Source organism: Streptococcus pseudopneumoniae, assembly GCF_001072375.1.
GTDB lineage: Bacteria > Bacillota > Bacilli > Lactobacillales > Streptococcaceae > Streptococcus > Streptococcus pseudopneumoniae_L.
This window is the reverse complement of record NZ_JVKV01000062.1, coordinates 1-15687: the sequence shown is the minus strand read 5'-3', so window position 1 is coordinate 15687 and position 15687 is coordinate 1. Positions and strand designations below refer to the sequence as shown.

Sequence of the window (15687 nt, the reverse complement as noted above, 5' to 3'; positions counted from 1 at the left end):
GGACCAAGGTGTCGCAGGTTCGAATCCTGTCTTCCCGATTGATGTTACAAGAGTAAGAACACTAGTTGTTCTTTTTTTATTTATTATAAATCTTTTTTCATTGTGTCAACTGCTGTAGAATGATGAAAAAAATTCAATTTGAAAGAGTTTAATCGGGTCCTCTCCTTTTTGATATTTTAGCAGTGGATAAAACAACTTTTTGAATTATGGACCCTATTTTTGTCGTATTATTATTAACTCTTGAATAGTCATTAACTGTATTAGGAACATAAAATTTTAGTAAGAAATAAAATATATCACCGATTCAATCATAATGGGTTGAATCGGTGATTTTTATATAAGGAAAAAATATGTATCTTGTTAAATACTCGTTTTAGTATGAAAGGAATTATATACTTTAGTTTTAATTATAGTCTTACCAAAGAATCTCGCATAAATGTTTTGTCTCAATTGTTGACTTTGGGAATTGTTCAATCAAGAGAGGAAGCACAAAATCTCATTCGACAATCAGAATTACTGAAAAGTTATTCCGTAGAAGATTTGGATGATGTCGAAACTAGTCAACAGTTTTTCAAGTCATTAGTAGAGAAGGTGGAGTAAATGTTAAAGAATATTCCTAAAATTATTAGCCCAGAGCTAGTTAAGTATCTAATGGAGATGGGACATGAAGATGAGCTAGTCATAGCTGATGCTAATTTCCCAGCTCACAGGATCGGACAACGTGTTGTTCGTTGTGATGGTCATGGAGTTCCTGTGATCTTGGATGCTATCTTGCAACTACTACCTCTCGATACATACAGTGACTATCAAGCAGGCCTTATGCAGGTTGTACCAGGAGATCCAACAATTCCAGTTATTTGGGATGAATATAAAGCCTTACTTGGAAAGTATCATACAGGTGCATCTATCAAAGAGTTTGAACGTTTTGAATTTTACGATCAGGCAGAGAAAGCTTATTTAGTGATTCAAACTGGAGAAAGTGCTCTTTATGGAAATATTATCCTGAAAAAAGGCGTTTTGTAAAAAAATAAGGGGGATGTGGGGCTTCCCACTCCCTTCCTTTGCGATTTGTTTGTTAAAAAAATCACAAATATTTGGAAATATAGGAAATATATTATATAATTAACCTAAATATAAAGCGTGAAAAACGCAAGGAGGAAAAAATATGGCAACATTTTACGTTCCAGCAGTCAACCTTATTGGTAAAGGTGTGGTAAATGAAGTTGGTCCTTATGTTAAGGAGTTGGGCTATACTAAGGCTCTTTTAGTGACAGATAAGTATATTGAATCAAGTGATATCTTGCCAAAAATTTTAAAACCTTTAGATGATGAAGGAATTGCTTATGTTATCTTTAGTGATGTTGAACCGAACCCTACTTGTAAAAATGTCATGGATGGGGTCGCTGCTTTGAAAGAGCATAACTGTGACTTTATCATCTCTGTCGGTGGTGGCTCTCCACAGGATGCAGCTAGCTGTATTTCTGTAATCGCTACTAATGGCGGTAAGCCACAGGATTATGAAGGTTTGCATAAGTCTGCTAAAAAAGGCCTTCCTGTTGTAGCGATCAATACTACTGCAGGTACATCAGCAGAAATTACTATCAACTACGTTATCACTGATGAAGAACGTAAGGTTAAAATGGTAATGGTTGATAAGAACAGTCTTGCTCTTATCTCTGTTAATGACCCTGAATTGATGGTTTCAAAACCTCAAGCTTTGACTGCTGCTACTGGTATGGATGCTCTTACTCACGCTGTTGAAGCTTTGGTAACACCAGGTGCTTATAATGTGACTAAGAAACTCTCTATCGGAGCTATCGAGCTGATCAAAGAATATCTTCCACGTGCAGTAGAAAACGGACACGACATCGAAGCTCGTGAAGGTATGGTTAATGCTATCTTCCTTGGAGGAATGAGCTTTAACAATGCTGGACTCGGCTATGTTCACTCAATGGCTCACCAATTGGGTGCTGTCTATAACTTGCCTCATGGCGTTTGCTGTGCTATGCTTTTGCCAGTCGTTGAGCGTGAAAATGCCAAACGTGTACCTGTAGCCTTCCGTAATGTTGCTAAGGCCTTGGGTATGCAAATCGAAGGAAAATCAGATGAAGAATGTGCGGCTTATGCTATTTCTGAAATTGAAAAACTTTCTGAAACTGTCGGTATTCCTAAGAAATTGACAGAACTTGGTATCGAAGAAAAAGACTTTGACTTTGAATACCTTTCTAAGAATGCCTTGATTGATGCTTGTGCACCAGGTAATCCATTCATGCCAACTTTGGAAGAAACTATTGCTTTCTATAAGGAATTGTTCTAAGCAAAGCTCCTTTGGAAAATTTTTTAGGGATTGTAAATTTAAGATTCTTACATTAGGAATTCCTCCCGAATATTCAAATAATGTATTAGGAAACCAAATACTATTCCTATGATTTAAAACCAATAATATTTAAGAAGAACTATCCTTGTGATAGTTCTTTTTTGGAAAATTTGATATGCTAGGATTATGAAGAAAATCAAAATCGATGTAGTGGTTCTTCCCTTAAGTGGGCATCTCTATCCTACTTTGAATTTACTTGCACCACTATTACAAAATCCTCAGTATGAAATTCGTTTATTTACAGGTCCTCAGAAAAAGGCTGTTGCAGAGGCGGTTGGTTTTCAGGTTCTTCCCATTTTAGAAGGACACGTAAAGGAATTTGAAAAAGCTGCTAACAATAAGGAGCAGTTAGGAATTTTTTCAGCCTATCGGCAGTTGTCTGCTAGTCTTGATTTGATAAATCTAGTTTCGGACCAATTAATCCAAGAATGGACAAATTATCGTCCGGATATTGTCATAGTGGACTTTATCACACTATCGGGTGGACTTGTAGCTGAGCAGATGGGGATTCCGTGGATAACAACTATGGCGACCCAGTTTGCGATTGAAACGACAGATGGACCTCCTTGTTTCTTTGGAGGAATGGGGACTCCCCAGAATAGCTGGCAGGTTTTACAACAGTTTCTTGCAAGAAAAATAACTCATTTGGGGAAACGGATAGTAACTTTTTTATTACGAGACCGCTTAAGGCGTTATCATTTTAAACTTTACAATCGGAAAGGTCAAGAAACTATTTATTCTCCCTATTCTATCTTAGGTGTTGGGATGAAAGAAGTGGAGTTGAAGAAAGGATTTCCAGAGCACTATCGCTGGGTAGGGCCTTCTGGAGCTTCTGTTGAGGCTGGAGAGGATTATCCATTAGATTTATCGGCTTTCCCTAATCGAAAAAAGGTTTTGGTAACTTGTGGGACACAACTGGCATGGGCCAAAGATAATCTAATCTTTCAAGCGAAGCAACTAGCCAAAGCGCATCCTGATTTTCACTTTTTTGTGACTCGTGGAGTTGGTGGACAACCTTTCAAGTGTGAGAATCTGATGGAGAATCTGTCCCTTGTTTCTTATCTTCCTTACAAGGAATACATTCCTCAGATGGATTATGTGATTCATCATGGTGGAGCTGGGATTTTTTATCAGTGTATCATTTATGGTAAACCAGCTTTGATTTTGCCTCATGACTACGACCAATTTGATTATGCCGTTCGTGGTGTGGAAGCGGGTGTTGCTTTTACAGCTAAAAGAGATAATAGCAAGGAGATTGGGCAGGCCTTTGAAAAATTAATAGCTAAAGAAAATTGGCCAGAATTGGAGAATCTCCGCCAGGCTGCACAATCCTATCATCCAACAGAAATTTTGGAAAGCGAAATCCACCGTCTGTTAGCAGATAAGGAGAAAGAATGATGAAAAAAGTATTAGTTACAGGAGCCACTGGTTTCTTGGGTAAATATGTAGTAGAAGAACTAGTAGAACATGGTTATCAAGTAAGAGCCTTTGGTAGAAATAGTCAGGTTGGTCGCTCTTTAGAGAATTCTTCGGTTAGTTTTTTTCAGGGAGATCTGACCAAAGCTGAGGATGTAGTAGAAGCTTGCAAGGGGATGGATATGGTCGTTCATGCGGGAGCTCTGTCAACAGTTTGGGGTCCCTGGGAAGATTTTTATCAGGCCAATGTTTTAGGAACCAAATATGTTCTCGAGGCATGTCGCCAAACAGGTATTCAGCGTTTAGTCTATGTTTCCTCACCAAGCATCTATGCTGCTCCAAAAGATCAACTAGGGATCAAAGAAAGTGATGCTCCAGAGGGAAATAATCTCAATAATTATATCCGTAGCAAATTGGCTTCAGAGAAACTCTTTAAAGATTATCCAGATGTTCCTAGTATTATCTTGAGACCTCGGGGGCTTTTTGGGATTGGAGATACTAGTATCTTGCCACGGGTGATCAATCTTAGTCAAAAAATTGGTATTCCTTTAATTGGAGATGGGCGTCAGCTCATGGACATGACTTGCGTGGAAAATGTTGCTCTCGCAATCCGTTTAGCCTTAGAAGTCCCAGAAGCAAAAGGTGAGGTCTATAACATTACTAATGGTGAACCGAGGGCTTTTAGAGATTTGCTAGAGGAAAGTTTGGTAGGTTTGGGCTACCCAATCAGGTATAGAAAAATTCCAGCAGCTCTCTTATCGGGAATTGCAAGTAGTTTAGAGTTTCTTTACAAGTCCTTGAATCTGAAAGGGGAGCCGCTTTTAACACGATATACCTATTACTTGCTTCGCTATAGTCAAACACTGGATATTAGCAAGGCTGAGAGGGAATTGGGGTATCGTCCGAAAATTAGTATTTCAGAAGGGATTGAACAATATGTCCAAGATTATCGAAAGCATTGAGTATTTCCCAGCGGGATATTGTACGAGTTATGCCGGTTTACTATTCAAGGGTGTCAAGAATAGAAAGATGACTTTCCCTGCAGGTGTCTTTTTGATCAAACACAGGGATAAAGGATATTTGCTATATGATACTGGCTATCACTATGATATTAAGAGGAAACTTCGTTACGGCTTCTATCGTCTAGGGACGCCTGTTCAAATGACAGAGCAGGATCAGATTTCGCACCTGCTGAAAGCTAAAGGAATCAAGCCAGAAGAAATTAATTATGTCCTGCTGTCTCATCTACATCCAGATCATTTAGGAGGGGCTAGCTTCTTTCCGAATGCAACCTTTATTCTAACCCAGGAAGTGTATGATGTTTATAAGAAACCCAAACTAAAAGATTTAATTTTTAAAGAATTTTTGCCGAGTGACTTCGAGGGAAGATTGACAGTCATCAAGGCAGATCAGCAAAATTCCAACTTCAATTATCGTTCCACCAATGATCTTTTTGGAGACGGAAGTATCCTGGTAGCTTCTATTGATGGGCATGCTAAGGGTCAGGCCTGTCTCTTTATTCCAGATTATCATCTCTTTATCGCAGCGGATCTTTGTTGGGGAATTGACCTCTTACCCTATACGAAACAGATGCATCTGATTCCTTCCTTGGTTCAAGATAGTAAGGCTGACTATATCAAAGGAACAGAGTTGCTGGAAGAGGTGTTAAATGATGGTATAGAAGCGCTTGTCAGCCATGACCCTATAGAAAGGATTGAGCGGATTTTGTATGAAAAAAATAACCTTTCTTAAAACCTTTATCCAAACTCGTTGGCTTCATAACTTTAAATCTCGAGAAGCCTTAGAAAGCTATCAGAAAAAGCAATTAGATGCCTATATGGACTTTCTAAAACGTGAATCACCCTATTTTAAAAATGGTGTGCCTCACGACTTTGACCATATGGATAAAGCTTTTATGATGACGCATTTCAATGAACTTAATACTCAAGGTGTGGATCGAGACGAGGCCTTGGCTTTGGCTATCGAAAGTGAAAAGACCAGGAATTTTACAGAGCTCAAAGGAGAAATAGCTGTTGGGCTGTCTTCTGGAACATCTGGACACCGGGGACTCTTTATCACAACCGAAAAAGAGAGAAGTATGTGGGCGGCGGCTATCTTGGCAAAGATGTTACCCAAAGGTCACCTTTTTGGGCACCGTATAGCCTTTTTCCTAAGGGCAGATAATGAGCTGTATCAGACCATCAATACGGCGCTCATTCGTTTAGAATACTTTGATATTTTCAAGAATACAGATGAGCATATCGAGCGCCTCAACAATTATCAACCGACCATCGTGGTGGCGCCTGCCTCTATGTTGATTGAATTGAGCAAGCGTCTAAAAGCTGGGGAGTTAGTCATTCACCCACAAAAAATCGTTTCGGTGGCTGAAATCTTGGAAGATAGTGATAAAGAACGGATCGCAGAAGCCTTTTCACTACCAGTTATTGACCAGGTCTATCAAGCGACTGAAGGTTTTCTAGCTTGTACTTGTTCGGCTGGGAATCTGCATCTTAATGAAGACGTCATCTTTGTGGAAAAGAACTACTTGGATGACCGACGTTTTTATCCAGTCATTACTGATTTTAAGCGGAGCAGTCAGCCTGTTTATCGCTACCAGCTCAACGATATCTTGGTTGAAAATCCTAATCCTTGCCCATGTGGCTCCCATTACACAAGGATTGACAAGGTCGAAGGGCGTTCTGATGATATCTTCTACTTTGAAGGGCAGGATGGAGGTCAGGTCACGATTTATCCGGACTTTATCAGACGTTGCATTCTCTTTGTGGAGAATGTTGGAGATTATCAAGTCAAACAACATTCTGAGAAGTTAGTGGAAGTCTGTCTGAGTCAAAGGGATGAGCAAGTAGAAACAGCAATTACAGAGCAGTTTCGACTTTTGGCGCAACAAAAAGAGTTTAAAGAAGCTGAAATACAATTTTCTGATTATCACTGGGATACAAGTCGTAAGCTCAAACGTATCCAACGTTTATGAAAGGACAAAAGATTATGAAAGAAGTAAAAAGACATCTAGAAATCGCAGGCTATGGAGTATGCCTTCCAAAAAATACGGTGAAATTTAAAGACCAGACCCGTTATCGTGTGGTTGAAAATGAAGAAACACAGCTAGATTTGGCAGAAGCAGCGATTCAGCGTGCCCTTGAAAATGCAAATTTGAGTATGAAAGACATTGATTGCCTGGTATCAGCTAGTGCGGTTGGTGTTCAGCCGATTCCTTGTACGGCAGCTTTGATCCATGAGCGCGTGGCAAAAGGGCTCTCTATCCCAGCTATGGATATCAATACGACTTGTACAAGTTTTATCTCTGCTTTATCAACCATGTCACATTTGATTGAAGCTGGGGAATACCGTCGTGTTTTGATTGTATCTAGTGAAGTTGGTAGCTTGGGTCTTAATCCAAAGCAAAAAGAAAGTTTTGAACTCTTTAGTGATGGGGCAGCAGCCTTTATTTTCCAAAAAAGTAGTCAGGACAAAGGAGTTATCGCTAGTCTTCAACGTACTTGGTCAGAGGGGGCTCACGATACAGAGATTCGTGGAGGCTTGACTTCATATCAACCAAAAGAATACTCTGAAGAGACCAAGACAAATTTTATGTTTGATATGAAAGGCAAGAAAATCCTCTTGCTTTCTGCTCGTGTCATTCCAGAAATGTTCCAAGAATTCCAAGAGAAATCAGGCATTTCTAAAGATGCTGTAGACTATATTATTCCCCACCAAGCCAGTCGCGCTCTTCCTTTGGTCATGGGAAAACTGGGTGTAGATGAAGACAAGTACCTTAATCTCGTTACGGATTATGGAAATATGGTCTCCGTTGCTGTACCTTTTGGTTTGGCTTATGCACTCGATCATGGCTATGTGAAGGAAGGAGATACTATCTTCTTAATGGGAACTGCAGCTGGTATGACGGTTAATATGTTGGCATTAAAATTGTAATATAAGAGCAGGCATGTATGTGGCCTGCTTTTTATTGTTCACCTCAGTTGGAGAATTATCGGCCTAAACAGAAAAGACTTGCTAAGTTCTTATAAACTAAGTATACTAGAAGGTAACAAGCGTTTTCAGACGTTAAATTAGGGAGTAGACTTAGAAATTGAGGGGGAGTTATGGGAATTAGAAAATTGCGACTATTGATGTCCAAGTATGGTTTTAGCATTGCGATAATTCTGATAGAATTATTTGTAGTTTTTGCAGTCATTCTTTACATGAGCCAGATTGCTCCAATTATTTGGGTGACTCTTGTATTTTTGATCAGCGTAGCAACTGTTTTAGCCATTGTTAATCGTTCCATGTCTCCTGAGAGCAAGGTGACTTGGTTGATTGTCACTTTTGTCCCTGTTTTTGGTCCCTTACTTTATATCATGTTTGGTGAGCGTCGGTTATCAAAAAAGGAATTCAAACAACTGCAGGAACTTCGTTCTATTGCATCTCATGAAAAGCGAGAGCATAGTCTTCATCAGATCCTACAAGAAACTGATAAATCTGCCTACGGTATTATCAATGCCTTGCTACATATGGATAGTAATGCAGAGGTTTATGACCATACAAACTCACAATTCTTTGCTAATGGAGAAGAAATGTGGCAACAGATGCTCGAGGATTTGAAGAGAGCTGAAAAATTTATTTTTCTAGAATACTACATTGTTGACGAAGGTTTGATGTGGGATAGTATGCTTGAAATTCTTGAAGAAAAAGCTGCTCAGGGAGTCGAGGTCAAGATGCTCTACGATGATATTGGTTGTATGGTGACCTTGCCTGGGGATTATACCGTTCATTTGCGTTCTAAAGGGATTGATGCTCATAAGTTTAATAAGGTGATTCCTCGTATGACAGTGGCCTATAATAACCGTGACCACCGTAAGATTTTGGTCATTGATGGGCAGATTGCCTATACTGGTGGGATTAATCTTGCAGACGAATATATCAATCAGATTGAACGTTTTGGACACTGGAAAGATAGTGGGATTCGGATTGATGGTCCGGCGACTCAAGCATTTACCAGACTATTTCTCATGAACTGGTACATCAACCGTGGGGAAATCAGTGACTTTGATCAGTATCATTTGGAAAATCAGACACGATTTGGTAGCGGTCTTTGTATCCCGTATGGAAGTGGCCCTAAGCCTATCTATAAAATGAAGGTAGGGAAAATCGTCTACCAAAATCTGATTAATCAAGCGGAAGATTTTGTCTATATCACCACGCCTTATCTCATTATTGATTATGATTTGACAGAGGATATAAAAAATGCAGCCATGCGAGGTGTAGATGTGAGAATTATAACTCCATTTATCCCAGATAAAAAGCTCATCCAGTTAGTAACTCGAGGGTCTTACCCTGATCTTTTGTCTGCTGGTGTACGTATCTATGAGTATACTCCTGGTTTTATCCATAGTAAGCAAATGATTGTTGATGATCGATTTGCGGTTGTTGGAACCATAAACCTTGATTATCGCAGCTTGGTTCACCACTATGAAAATGCAGTTTTATTGTACGAAACACCATCGATTGCAGATATTCGTAAGGACTTTGAAGAGATTTTTGAAGTATCGCAAGAAATTTTTCCTGGAACAATCAAGCCTACTTGGTATCAAACATTAATCAAAGAAGTAGCTCAGTTATTCGCCCCTATGCTTTAATTGAAAGAGCTAGTTCATCTTTATAATTAGAGAAAGAGAAGGTTTGCCGTCTCTTTTTCTGTAAGCAGTTTCCTTGACATCTTGTTTGTTTTGCGTTATCATATGTCCATATAATATATGGGAGTCTGTGTACAGTCTGAGAGGAAGTGTTAAACTTCGACCGCACCTGATCTGGGTAATGCCAGCGTAGGGAACGATACTTAGCCTAATTTTGCACCTTTTTCATATATGAAAGAGGTTTTTCTTTTTTTATAAAGAAAAACTGTAAATTAAAAGGAGGTTTGAATGAAAGCAAGCATTGCTTTACAAGTCCTGCCCCTGTCACAGGGGATTGACCGCATAGCTGTAATTGATAAGGTCATTGCTTATCTGCAAGCTCAAGAAGTGACCATGGTGGTGACACCATTTGAAACGGTCTTAGAGGGAGAGTTTGATGAGCTTATACGCATTCTCAAAGAAGCGTTAGAAGTGGCGGGGCAAGGAGCAGACAATGTTTTTGCCAATGTGAAAATAAATGTAGGAGAGATTTTAAGCATCGATGAGAAACTTGAAAAGTATAATGAGACGGCATATTAGTCTGCTGGGATTTTTGGGTGTCTTGTCTCTTTGGCAGGTGGCGGGATTCTTAAAACTCTTACCAAAGTTCATCCTACCGACGCCACTTGAAATCCTCCAGTCTTTTGTTCGTGATAGAGAATTTCTTTGGTACCATAGTTGGGCAACCTTGAGAGTAGCCTTACTAGGTTTGGTGCTGGGTGTCTTGATTGCCTGTATCATGGCCGTCCTTATGGATAGTCTGAGTTGGCTCAATGACCTGATTTACCCCATGATGGTGGTTGTTCAGACCATACCGACAATTGCCATAGCCCCTATCCTAGTTTTATGGTTGGGTTATGGAATCTTGCCCAAGATTGTTTTGATTATCTTGACGACAACCTTCCCTATCATCGTCAGTATTTTAGATGGTTTTAGGCATTGTGACAAGGATATGCTGACCTTATTTAGTCTGATGCGAGCCAATCCTTGGCAAATCCTGTGGCATTTTAAAATCCCTGTCAGCCTGCCTTACTTTTATGCAGGGCTTAGGGTCAGTGTTTCCTACGCCTTTATCACAACAGTAGTATCTGAGTGGTTGGGAGGCTTTGAAGGACTAGGTGTTTACATGATTCAGTCTAAAAAATTGTTTCAGTATGATACCATGTTTGCGATTATTATTCTGGTATCACTGATCAGTCTTCTGGGTATGAAATTAGTCGATATCAGTGAAAAATATGTGATTAAATGGAAACGTACTTAAAATAGAGTGTTTTGGAAAAAGAAAAGAGGAAATAAAAATGAAGAAAACATGGAAAGTGTTTTTAACGCTTGTAACAGCTCTTCTAGCTGTCGTGCTTGTGGCTTGTGGCCAAGGAACAGCTTCTAAGGATAACAAAGAAGCAGAACTCAAAAAAATTGACTTTATCCTAGACTGGACACCAAATACCAACCATACAGGACTTTATGTAGCCAAGGAAAAAGGTTATTTCAAAGAAGCTGGAGTGGACGTTGACTTGAAATTGCCACCAGAAGAAAGCTCATCAGACTTGGTTATCAATGGCAAGGCACCATTTGCTATCTATTTCCAAGACTACATGGCTAAGAAATTGGAAAAAGGGGCAGGTATTACTGCCGTTGCAGCGATCGTTGAGCACAATACATCAGGGATTATCTCTCGTAAGTCTGACAATATCAATAGCCCTAAAGACTTGGTTGGTAAGAAATACGGAACTTGGAATGACCCAACTGAGCTTGCGATGTTGAAAACCTTGGTAGAATCTCAAGGTGGAGACTTTGAGAAGGTTGAAAAAGTACCAAACAACGACTCAAACTCGATTACACCGATTGCCAATGGCGTTTTTGATGCTGCCTGGATTTATTATGGTTGGGATGGAATCCTTGCTAAATCTCAAGGTGTAGATGCTAACTTTATGTATTTGAAAGACTATGTTAAAGAATTTGACTACTATTCACCAGTTATCATCGCAAACAATGATTATTTGAAAGATAATAAGGAAGAAGCTCGTAAAGTCATTCAAGCTATTAAAAAAGGTTACCAATACGCTATGGAGCACCCAGAAGAAGCTGCAGATATCCTCATCAAGAATGCCCCAGAACTCAAAGATAAGCGTGATTTTGTCATCGAATCTCAAAAATACTTGTCAAAAGAATATGCAAGCGACAAGGAAAAATGGGGACAGTTTGATGCGGACCGCTGGAATGCCTTCTACAAATGGGATAAAGAAAATGGAATCCTCAAGGAAGACTTGACAGATAAAGGATTTACCAACGAATTTGTAAAATAATGACAGAAATTAGACTAGAACATGTAAGCTATGCCTACGATGATGAAAAGATTTTAGAGGATATTAACCTACAGGTAACTTCAGGTGAAGTGGTCTCTATCCTAGGGCCCAGTGGTGTAGGAAAGACTACTCTCTTTAACCTGATTGCAGGGATTTTGGAAGTCCAGTCAGGTAGAATTGTGCTTGATGGGGAGGAAAATCCCAAGGGGCGCGTGAGCTATATGCTACAAAAGGATCTGCTCTTGGAACACAAGACGGTACTTGGCAATATCATTTTGCCCCTTTTGATTCAAAAAGTGGATAAGGCAGAAGCTGTTGCGAAAGCAGATGAAATCCTTGCTACCTTTCAGTTGACGGCGATACGGGACAAGTATCCTCATGAGCTTAGTGGTGGGATGCGTCAGCGTGTTGCTTTACTTCGTACCTATCTTTTTGGACATAAGCTCTTTCTTCTAGATGAGGCCTTTAGTGCCTTGGATGAGATGACTAAGATGGAGCTCCACGCCTGGTATTTGGAGATTCATAAACAGCTAGGTCTGACAACACTCATCATTACGCATAGTATCGAGGAGGCCCTTAATCTCAGTGATCGTATCTATATCTTGAAAAATCGCCCTGGTCAGATTGTTTCTGAAGTCAAACTCGACTGGTCTGAAACCGAAGACAAGGAAGTTCAAAAGATTGCCTATAAACGACAAATCTTAGCGGAATTGGGCTTAAATAATTAGAAAGACAGGGAGTTGGTGAGGATTCTTCATTACCAGCCCCTTTTTCTTTTAAAAAATCGAAAAATTCGGTATAATAGTCAAAGATAGTCAAGGTTCAAAGAAAGAGGTGGCGTTCTATGAGATTTAAAAATACATCAGACCATATAGAAGCTTATATCAAGGCGATTTTGGAGCAGTCGGGTATGGTTGAATTGCAACGAAGCCAATTAGCGGATACCTTTCAAGTCGTGCCTAGCCAGATCAACTATGTGATTAAGACTCGATTTACTGAAAGCAGAGGCTATTTAGTTGAAAGTAAGCGGGGAGGTGGCGGTTATATTCGCATTGGTCGGATTGAATTCTCAAACCACCATGAAATGCTCCGCGATTTACTGTATTCGGTAGGTGAAGAAGTTAGCCTAGCTATCTTTGAAGATGTTTTAAGACTCTTGTTTGAGCAGGATTTGGTGACTCGTCAGGAGATGAATCTATTATTAGCAATGGCGACAGACCGAGTTTTAGGCGATGATGCCAATCTTATCCGTTCCAATATGCTCCGTCAGTTATTACAAGAGGTAGATAGAAAAGGAAAATAGAACTAAATGAAATATTCAAAAGCATTGAGAGAATGTATAGAAAGTGCCTTTCTGGTCGCCAGTCATTTTGGGGCAGAATACCTAGAGTCATGGCACCTATTGATTGCTATGGCCAATCATGGTTACAGTGTAGCTGGGGCGACTTTAAACGAATTTCCATATGAGATTGATCGTCTGGAGGAAGTTGCTGTAGAGCTGACTGAAACAAAGTATAGCGATAAGGAACATTATCAGGAGTTGCCTTTTTCACACCGGTTGAAGGTATTGTTGTTGGAAGCAGAGCACGTTGCTTCTGTCGTACATGCCAAGGTATTGGGAACAGAGCATGTTCTTTATGCTATCTTACATGATGGCAATGCCTTAGCTACTCGCATTTTAGAAAAAGCGGGATTTTCTTACGAAGATCAGAAGGATCAGGTCAAGATTGCTGGACTTCGTCGAAGTCTTGAAGCGCGTGCTGGTTGGACTAGAGAAGATTTGAAGGCCCTTCGCCAGCGTCATCGTACGGTAGCGGATAAGCAAAATTCCATGGCTAATATGATGGGTATGCCTCAGACACCAAGTGGAGGTTTGGAAGATTATACGCATGACCTTACGGAGCAAGCTCGTTCGGGTAAATTGGAACCAGTCATCGGGCGCGACCAAGAAATCTCTCGTATGATTCAAATCTTGAGCCGTAAGACAAAAAATAATCCAGTCCTAGTTGGAGATGCAGGTGTCGGTAAAACAGCTCTAGCACTTGGTCTTGCTCAACGTATTGCCAACGGGGATGTACCTGATGAAATGGCTAAGATGCGAGTTTTAGAACTTGATTTGATGAATGTGGTTGCGGGAACTCGTTTCCGTGGTGACTTTGAAGAACGTATGAACAATATCATCAAAGATATTGAGGAAGATGGAAAGGTCATCCTCTTTATCGATGAGCTTCATACCATTATGGGGTCGGGAAGTGGGATTGATTCGACCTTGGATGCGGCCAATATCTTGAAACCTGCCTTGGCACGTGGAACTCTGAGAACTGTCGGTGCGACCACTCAGGAAGAGTATCAAAAGCACATCGAAAAAGATGCAGCCCTTTCTCGTCGCTTTGCAAAAGTGATGATTGAAGAGCCAAGTTTAGCAGATAGTATGGCTATTTTGCAGGGCTTGAAAGCAACTTACGAGAAACACCACCATGTCCAAATTACAGACGATGCAGTAGAAACAGCTGTCAAAATGGCACATCGTTATTTGACGAGTCGTCATTTGCCAGACTCAGCAATCGATCTTTTGGATGAAGCAGCTGCAACAGTGCAAAATAAATCGAAACACGCTAAACAAGATGAGTCAGGTTTAACACCAGCTGATAAGGCCTTGATGGATGGTAAATGGAAGCAAGCTGCTCAACTCATTGCAAAAGAACAGGAAGTTCCAGTCTATAAAGATTTGGTGACAGAATCAGATATTTTGACCACCTTGAGTCGCTTGTCAGGTATTCCAGTTCAAAAATTGACCCAAACAGATGCCAAGAAATATCTCAATCTTGAAGCTGAACTGCATAAGCGTGTGATCGGACAGGAACAAGCTGTATCTAGTATCAGTCGTGCCATTCGCCGAAATCAATCGGGTATTCGCAATAACAAACGTCCAATTGGCTCCTTTATGTTCCTAGGACCAACAGGTGTTGGTAAGACCGAGTTGGCCAAGGCCTTGGCGGAAGTTCTCTTTGATGATGAGTCTGCTCTTATCCGCTTTGACATGAGTGAATATATGGAAAAATTCGCAGCCAGCCGTCTTAACGGAGCTCCTCCAGGTTATGTAGGCTACGAAGAAGGTGGAGAGTTGACCGAGAAGGTTCGTAACAAACCGTACTCAGTCTTGCTCTTTGACGAGGTAGAGAAGGCTCACCCAGACATCTTTAATGTTCTCTTGCAGGTCTTGGATGATGGGGTTCTTACAGATAGCAAGGGGCGCAAGGTTGATTTCTCAAATACCATTATTATCATGACATCAAACCTAGGTGCGACAGCTCTTCGTGATGACAAGACAGTCGGATTTGGAGCCAAGGATATTCGTTTTGACCAGGAAAATATGGAAAAACGGATGTTTGAAGAGTTGAAAAAGGCTTACCGCCCAGAGTTCATCAACCGTATTGATGAAAAAGTTGTCTTCCATAGCCTATCAAGTCAAGATATGCAAGAAGTGGTTAAGATTATGGTCAAACCATTGATTGCGAGCTTGGCAGAGAAAGGCATTGACTTGAAACTCCAAGCATCTGCCCTTAAACTTCTAGCTCAGAAGGGTTATGATCCAGAGATGGGGGCTCGTCCACTACGTAGAACTTTGCAAACGGAAGTAGAAGACAAGCTTGCAGAGTTCCTTCTTACAGGTGAACTGAAAGAAGGTAAGACACTTAAAATTGGTGTCAAAGCAGGTCAATTGAAATTTGAGATTATTTAAAATTGTGAGGTTGGAACAGATTGTTTCAGCCTTTTTTTGGAAAGTTGTTACTTAAATAAGCATTTGGATTTTGCATTTATACTCAATGAAAATCAAAGAGCAAACTAGAAAACTAGCCGCAGGCTGTACTTGAGTACGGCAAGGTGAAGCTGACGT

General features: G+C 40.3%; 15 protein-coding genes. All 15 read left to right on the top strand.

The window, feature by feature from the left end; translation table 11 throughout:
- Window positions 1-378 precede the first annotated feature (378 nt).
- Window positions 379-600, top strand: coding sequence for a hypothetical protein (locus ADH31_RS04875; protein ID WP_049509255.1), 222 nt, complete (start codon window positions 379-381; stop codon window positions 598-600).
- Window positions 601-1023, top strand: coding sequence for an RbsD/FucU family protein (locus ADH31_RS04870; protein ID WP_049509254.1), 423 nt, complete (start codon window positions 601-603; stop codon window positions 1021-1023).
- Between the two features lie 142 nt (window positions 1024-1165).
- Window positions 1166-2317, top strand: coding sequence for an iron-containing alcohol dehydrogenase (locus ADH31_RS04865; RefSeq protein WP_049509253.1), 1152 nt, complete (start codon window positions 1166-1168; stop codon window positions 2315-2317).
- Window positions 2318-2503: 186 nt separating this feature from the next.
- Window positions 2504-3775: a glycosyltransferase gene (locus tag ADH31_RS04860; protein WP_049509252.1), complete on the top strand. Its 1272-nt coding sequence runs from the start codon at window positions 2504-2506 to the stop codon at window positions 3773-3775.
- Window positions 3775-4755 carry an NAD-dependent epimerase/dehydratase family protein gene (locus ADH31_RS04855; RefSeq protein WP_049509258.1) on the top strand — a complete coding sequence of 327 codons (981 nt, stop codon included), beginning with the start codon at window positions 3775-3777 and terminating at the stop codon, window positions 4753-4755. The genes ADH31_RS04860 and ADH31_RS04855 overlap by 1 nt, the downstream gene beginning before the upstream one ends.
- Window positions 4730-5545, top strand: a complete 816-nt coding sequence (locus tag ADH31_RS04850) for an MBL fold metallo-hydrolase (protein WP_049509251.1) — start codon at window positions 4730-4732, stop codon at window positions 5543-5545. Before ADH31_RS04855 ends, ADH31_RS04850 begins: the two co-directional genes overlap by 26 nt.
- Window positions 5523-6785: a F390 synthetase-related protein gene (locus tag ADH31_RS04845; RefSeq protein ID WP_049509250.1), complete on the top strand. Its 1263-nt coding sequence runs from the start codon at window positions 5523-5525 to the stop codon at window positions 6783-6785. The genes ADH31_RS04850 and ADH31_RS04845 overlap by 23 nt, the downstream gene beginning before the upstream one ends.
- Before the next feature lie 14 nt (window positions 6786-6799).
- Entirely contained in the window at window positions 6800-7744 is a 945-nt protein-coding gene (locus tag ADH31_RS04840; RefSeq protein WP_049509257.1) for a 3-oxoacyl-[acyl-carrier-protein] synthase III C-terminal domain-containing protein, read from the top strand.
- A gap of 170 nt (window positions 7745-7914) precedes the next feature.
- Window positions 7915-9447, top strand: a complete 1533-nt coding sequence (gene cls, locus ADH31_RS04835; RefSeq protein WP_049509249.1) for a cardiolipin synthase — start codon at window positions 7915-7917, stop codon at window positions 9445-9447.
- A 285-nt stretch (window positions 9448-9732) separates the two neighbouring features.
- The gene (locus tag ADH31_RS04830; RefSeq protein ID WP_049509248.1) at window positions 9733-10023 is read left to right on the top strand and encodes a thiamine-binding protein; all 291 of its coding nucleotides are present in this window, start codon (window positions 9733-9735) and stop codon (window positions 10021-10023) included.
- Window positions 9986-10744, top strand: coding sequence for an ABC transporter permease (locus ADH31_RS04825; RefSeq protein ID WP_075230334.1), 759 nt, complete (start codon window positions 9986-9988; stop codon window positions 10742-10744). The genes ADH31_RS04830 and ADH31_RS04825 overlap by 38 nt, the downstream gene beginning before the upstream one ends.
- 37 nt (window positions 10745-10781) lie before the next feature.
- On the top strand, window positions 10782-11789 hold the full coding sequence (locus ADH31_RS04820; RefSeq protein WP_049509247.1) for an ABC transporter substrate-binding protein: 1008 nt from the start codon (window positions 10782-10784) through the stop codon (window positions 11787-11789).
- Window positions 11789-12517 carry an ABC transporter ATP-binding protein gene (locus ADH31_RS04815; RefSeq protein ID WP_049509246.1) on the top strand — a complete coding sequence of 243 codons (729 nt, stop codon included), beginning with the start codon at window positions 11789-11791 and terminating at the stop codon, window positions 12515-12517. The genes ADH31_RS04820 and ADH31_RS04815 overlap by 1 nt, the downstream gene beginning before the upstream one ends.
- Window positions 12518-12633: 116 nt before the next feature.
- Window positions 12634-13092 (top strand): CtsR family transcriptional regulator, encoded by a 459-nt coding sequence (locus ADH31_RS04810; protein WP_049509245.1) that lies wholly within the window; start codon window positions 12634-12636, stop codon window positions 13090-13092.
- A gap of 6 nt (window positions 13093-13098) precedes the next feature.
- On the top strand, window positions 13099-15531 hold the full coding sequence (locus ADH31_RS04805) for an ATP-dependent Clp protease ATP-binding subunit (protein ID WP_049503787.1): 2433 nt from the start codon (window positions 13099-13101) through the stop codon (window positions 15529-15531).
- Window positions 15532-15687 lie beyond the last annotated feature (156 nt).

Bases quoted from the DNA above. Each gene is read 5' to 3' on its own strand.
- ADH31_RS04840 (WP_049509257.1), top strand. From the start codon at position 6,800: ATGAAAGAAGTAAAAAGACATCTAGAAATCGCAGGCTATGGAGTATGC.
- ADH31_RS04850 (WP_049509251.1), top strand. From the start codon at position 4,730: ATGTCCAAGATTATCGAAAGCATTGAGTATTTCCCAGCGGGATATTGT.
- ADH31_RS04845 (WP_049509250.1), top strand. From the start codon at position 5,523: ATGAAAAAAATAACCTTTCTTAAAACCTTTATCCAAACTCGTTGGCTT.
- ADH31_RS04865 (WP_049509253.1), top strand. From the start codon at position 1,166: ATGGCAACATTTTACGTTCCAGCAGTCAACCTTATTGGTAAAGGTGTG.
- ADH31_RS04860 (WP_049509252.1), top strand. From the start codon at position 2,504: ATGAAGAAAATCAAAATCGATGTAGTGGTTCTTCCCTTAAGTGGGCAT.
- ADH31_RS04815 (WP_049509246.1), top strand. From the start codon at position 11,789: ATGACAGAAATTAGACTAGAACATGTAAGCTATGCCTACGATGATGAA.
- cls (WP_049509249.1), top strand. From the start codon at position 7,915: ATGGGAATTAGAAAATTGCGACTATTGATGTCCAAGTATGGTTTTAGC.
- ADH31_RS04830 (WP_049509248.1), top strand. From the start codon at position 9,733: ATGAAAGCAAGCATTGCTTTACAAGTCCTGCCCCTGTCACAGGGGATT.
- ADH31_RS04870 (WP_049509254.1), top strand. From the start codon at position 601: ATGTTAAAGAATATTCCTAAAATTATTAGCCCAGAGCTAGTTAAGTAT.
- ADH31_RS04805 (WP_049503787.1), top strand. From the start codon at position 13,099: ATGAAATATTCAAAAGCATTGAGAGAATGTATAGAAAGTGCCTTTCTG.
- ADH31_RS04825 (WP_075230334.1), top strand. From the start codon at position 9,986: ATGAGAAACTTGAAAAGTATAATGAGACGGCATATTAGTCTGCTGGGA.
- ADH31_RS04820 (WP_049509247.1), top strand. From the start codon at position 10,782: ATGAAGAAAACATGGAAAGTGTTTTTAACGCTTGTAACAGCTCTTCTA.
- ADH31_RS04855 (WP_049509258.1), top strand. From the start codon at position 3,775: ATGAAAAAAGTATTAGTTACAGGAGCCACTGGTTTCTTGGGTAAATAT.
- ADH31_RS04810 (WP_049509245.1), top strand. From the start codon at position 12,634: ATGAGATTTAAAAATACATCAGACCATATAGAAGCTTATATCAAGGCG.
- ADH31_RS04875 (WP_049509255.1), top strand. From the start codon at position 379: ATGAAAGGAATTATATACTTTAGTTTTAATTATAGTCTTACCAAAGAA.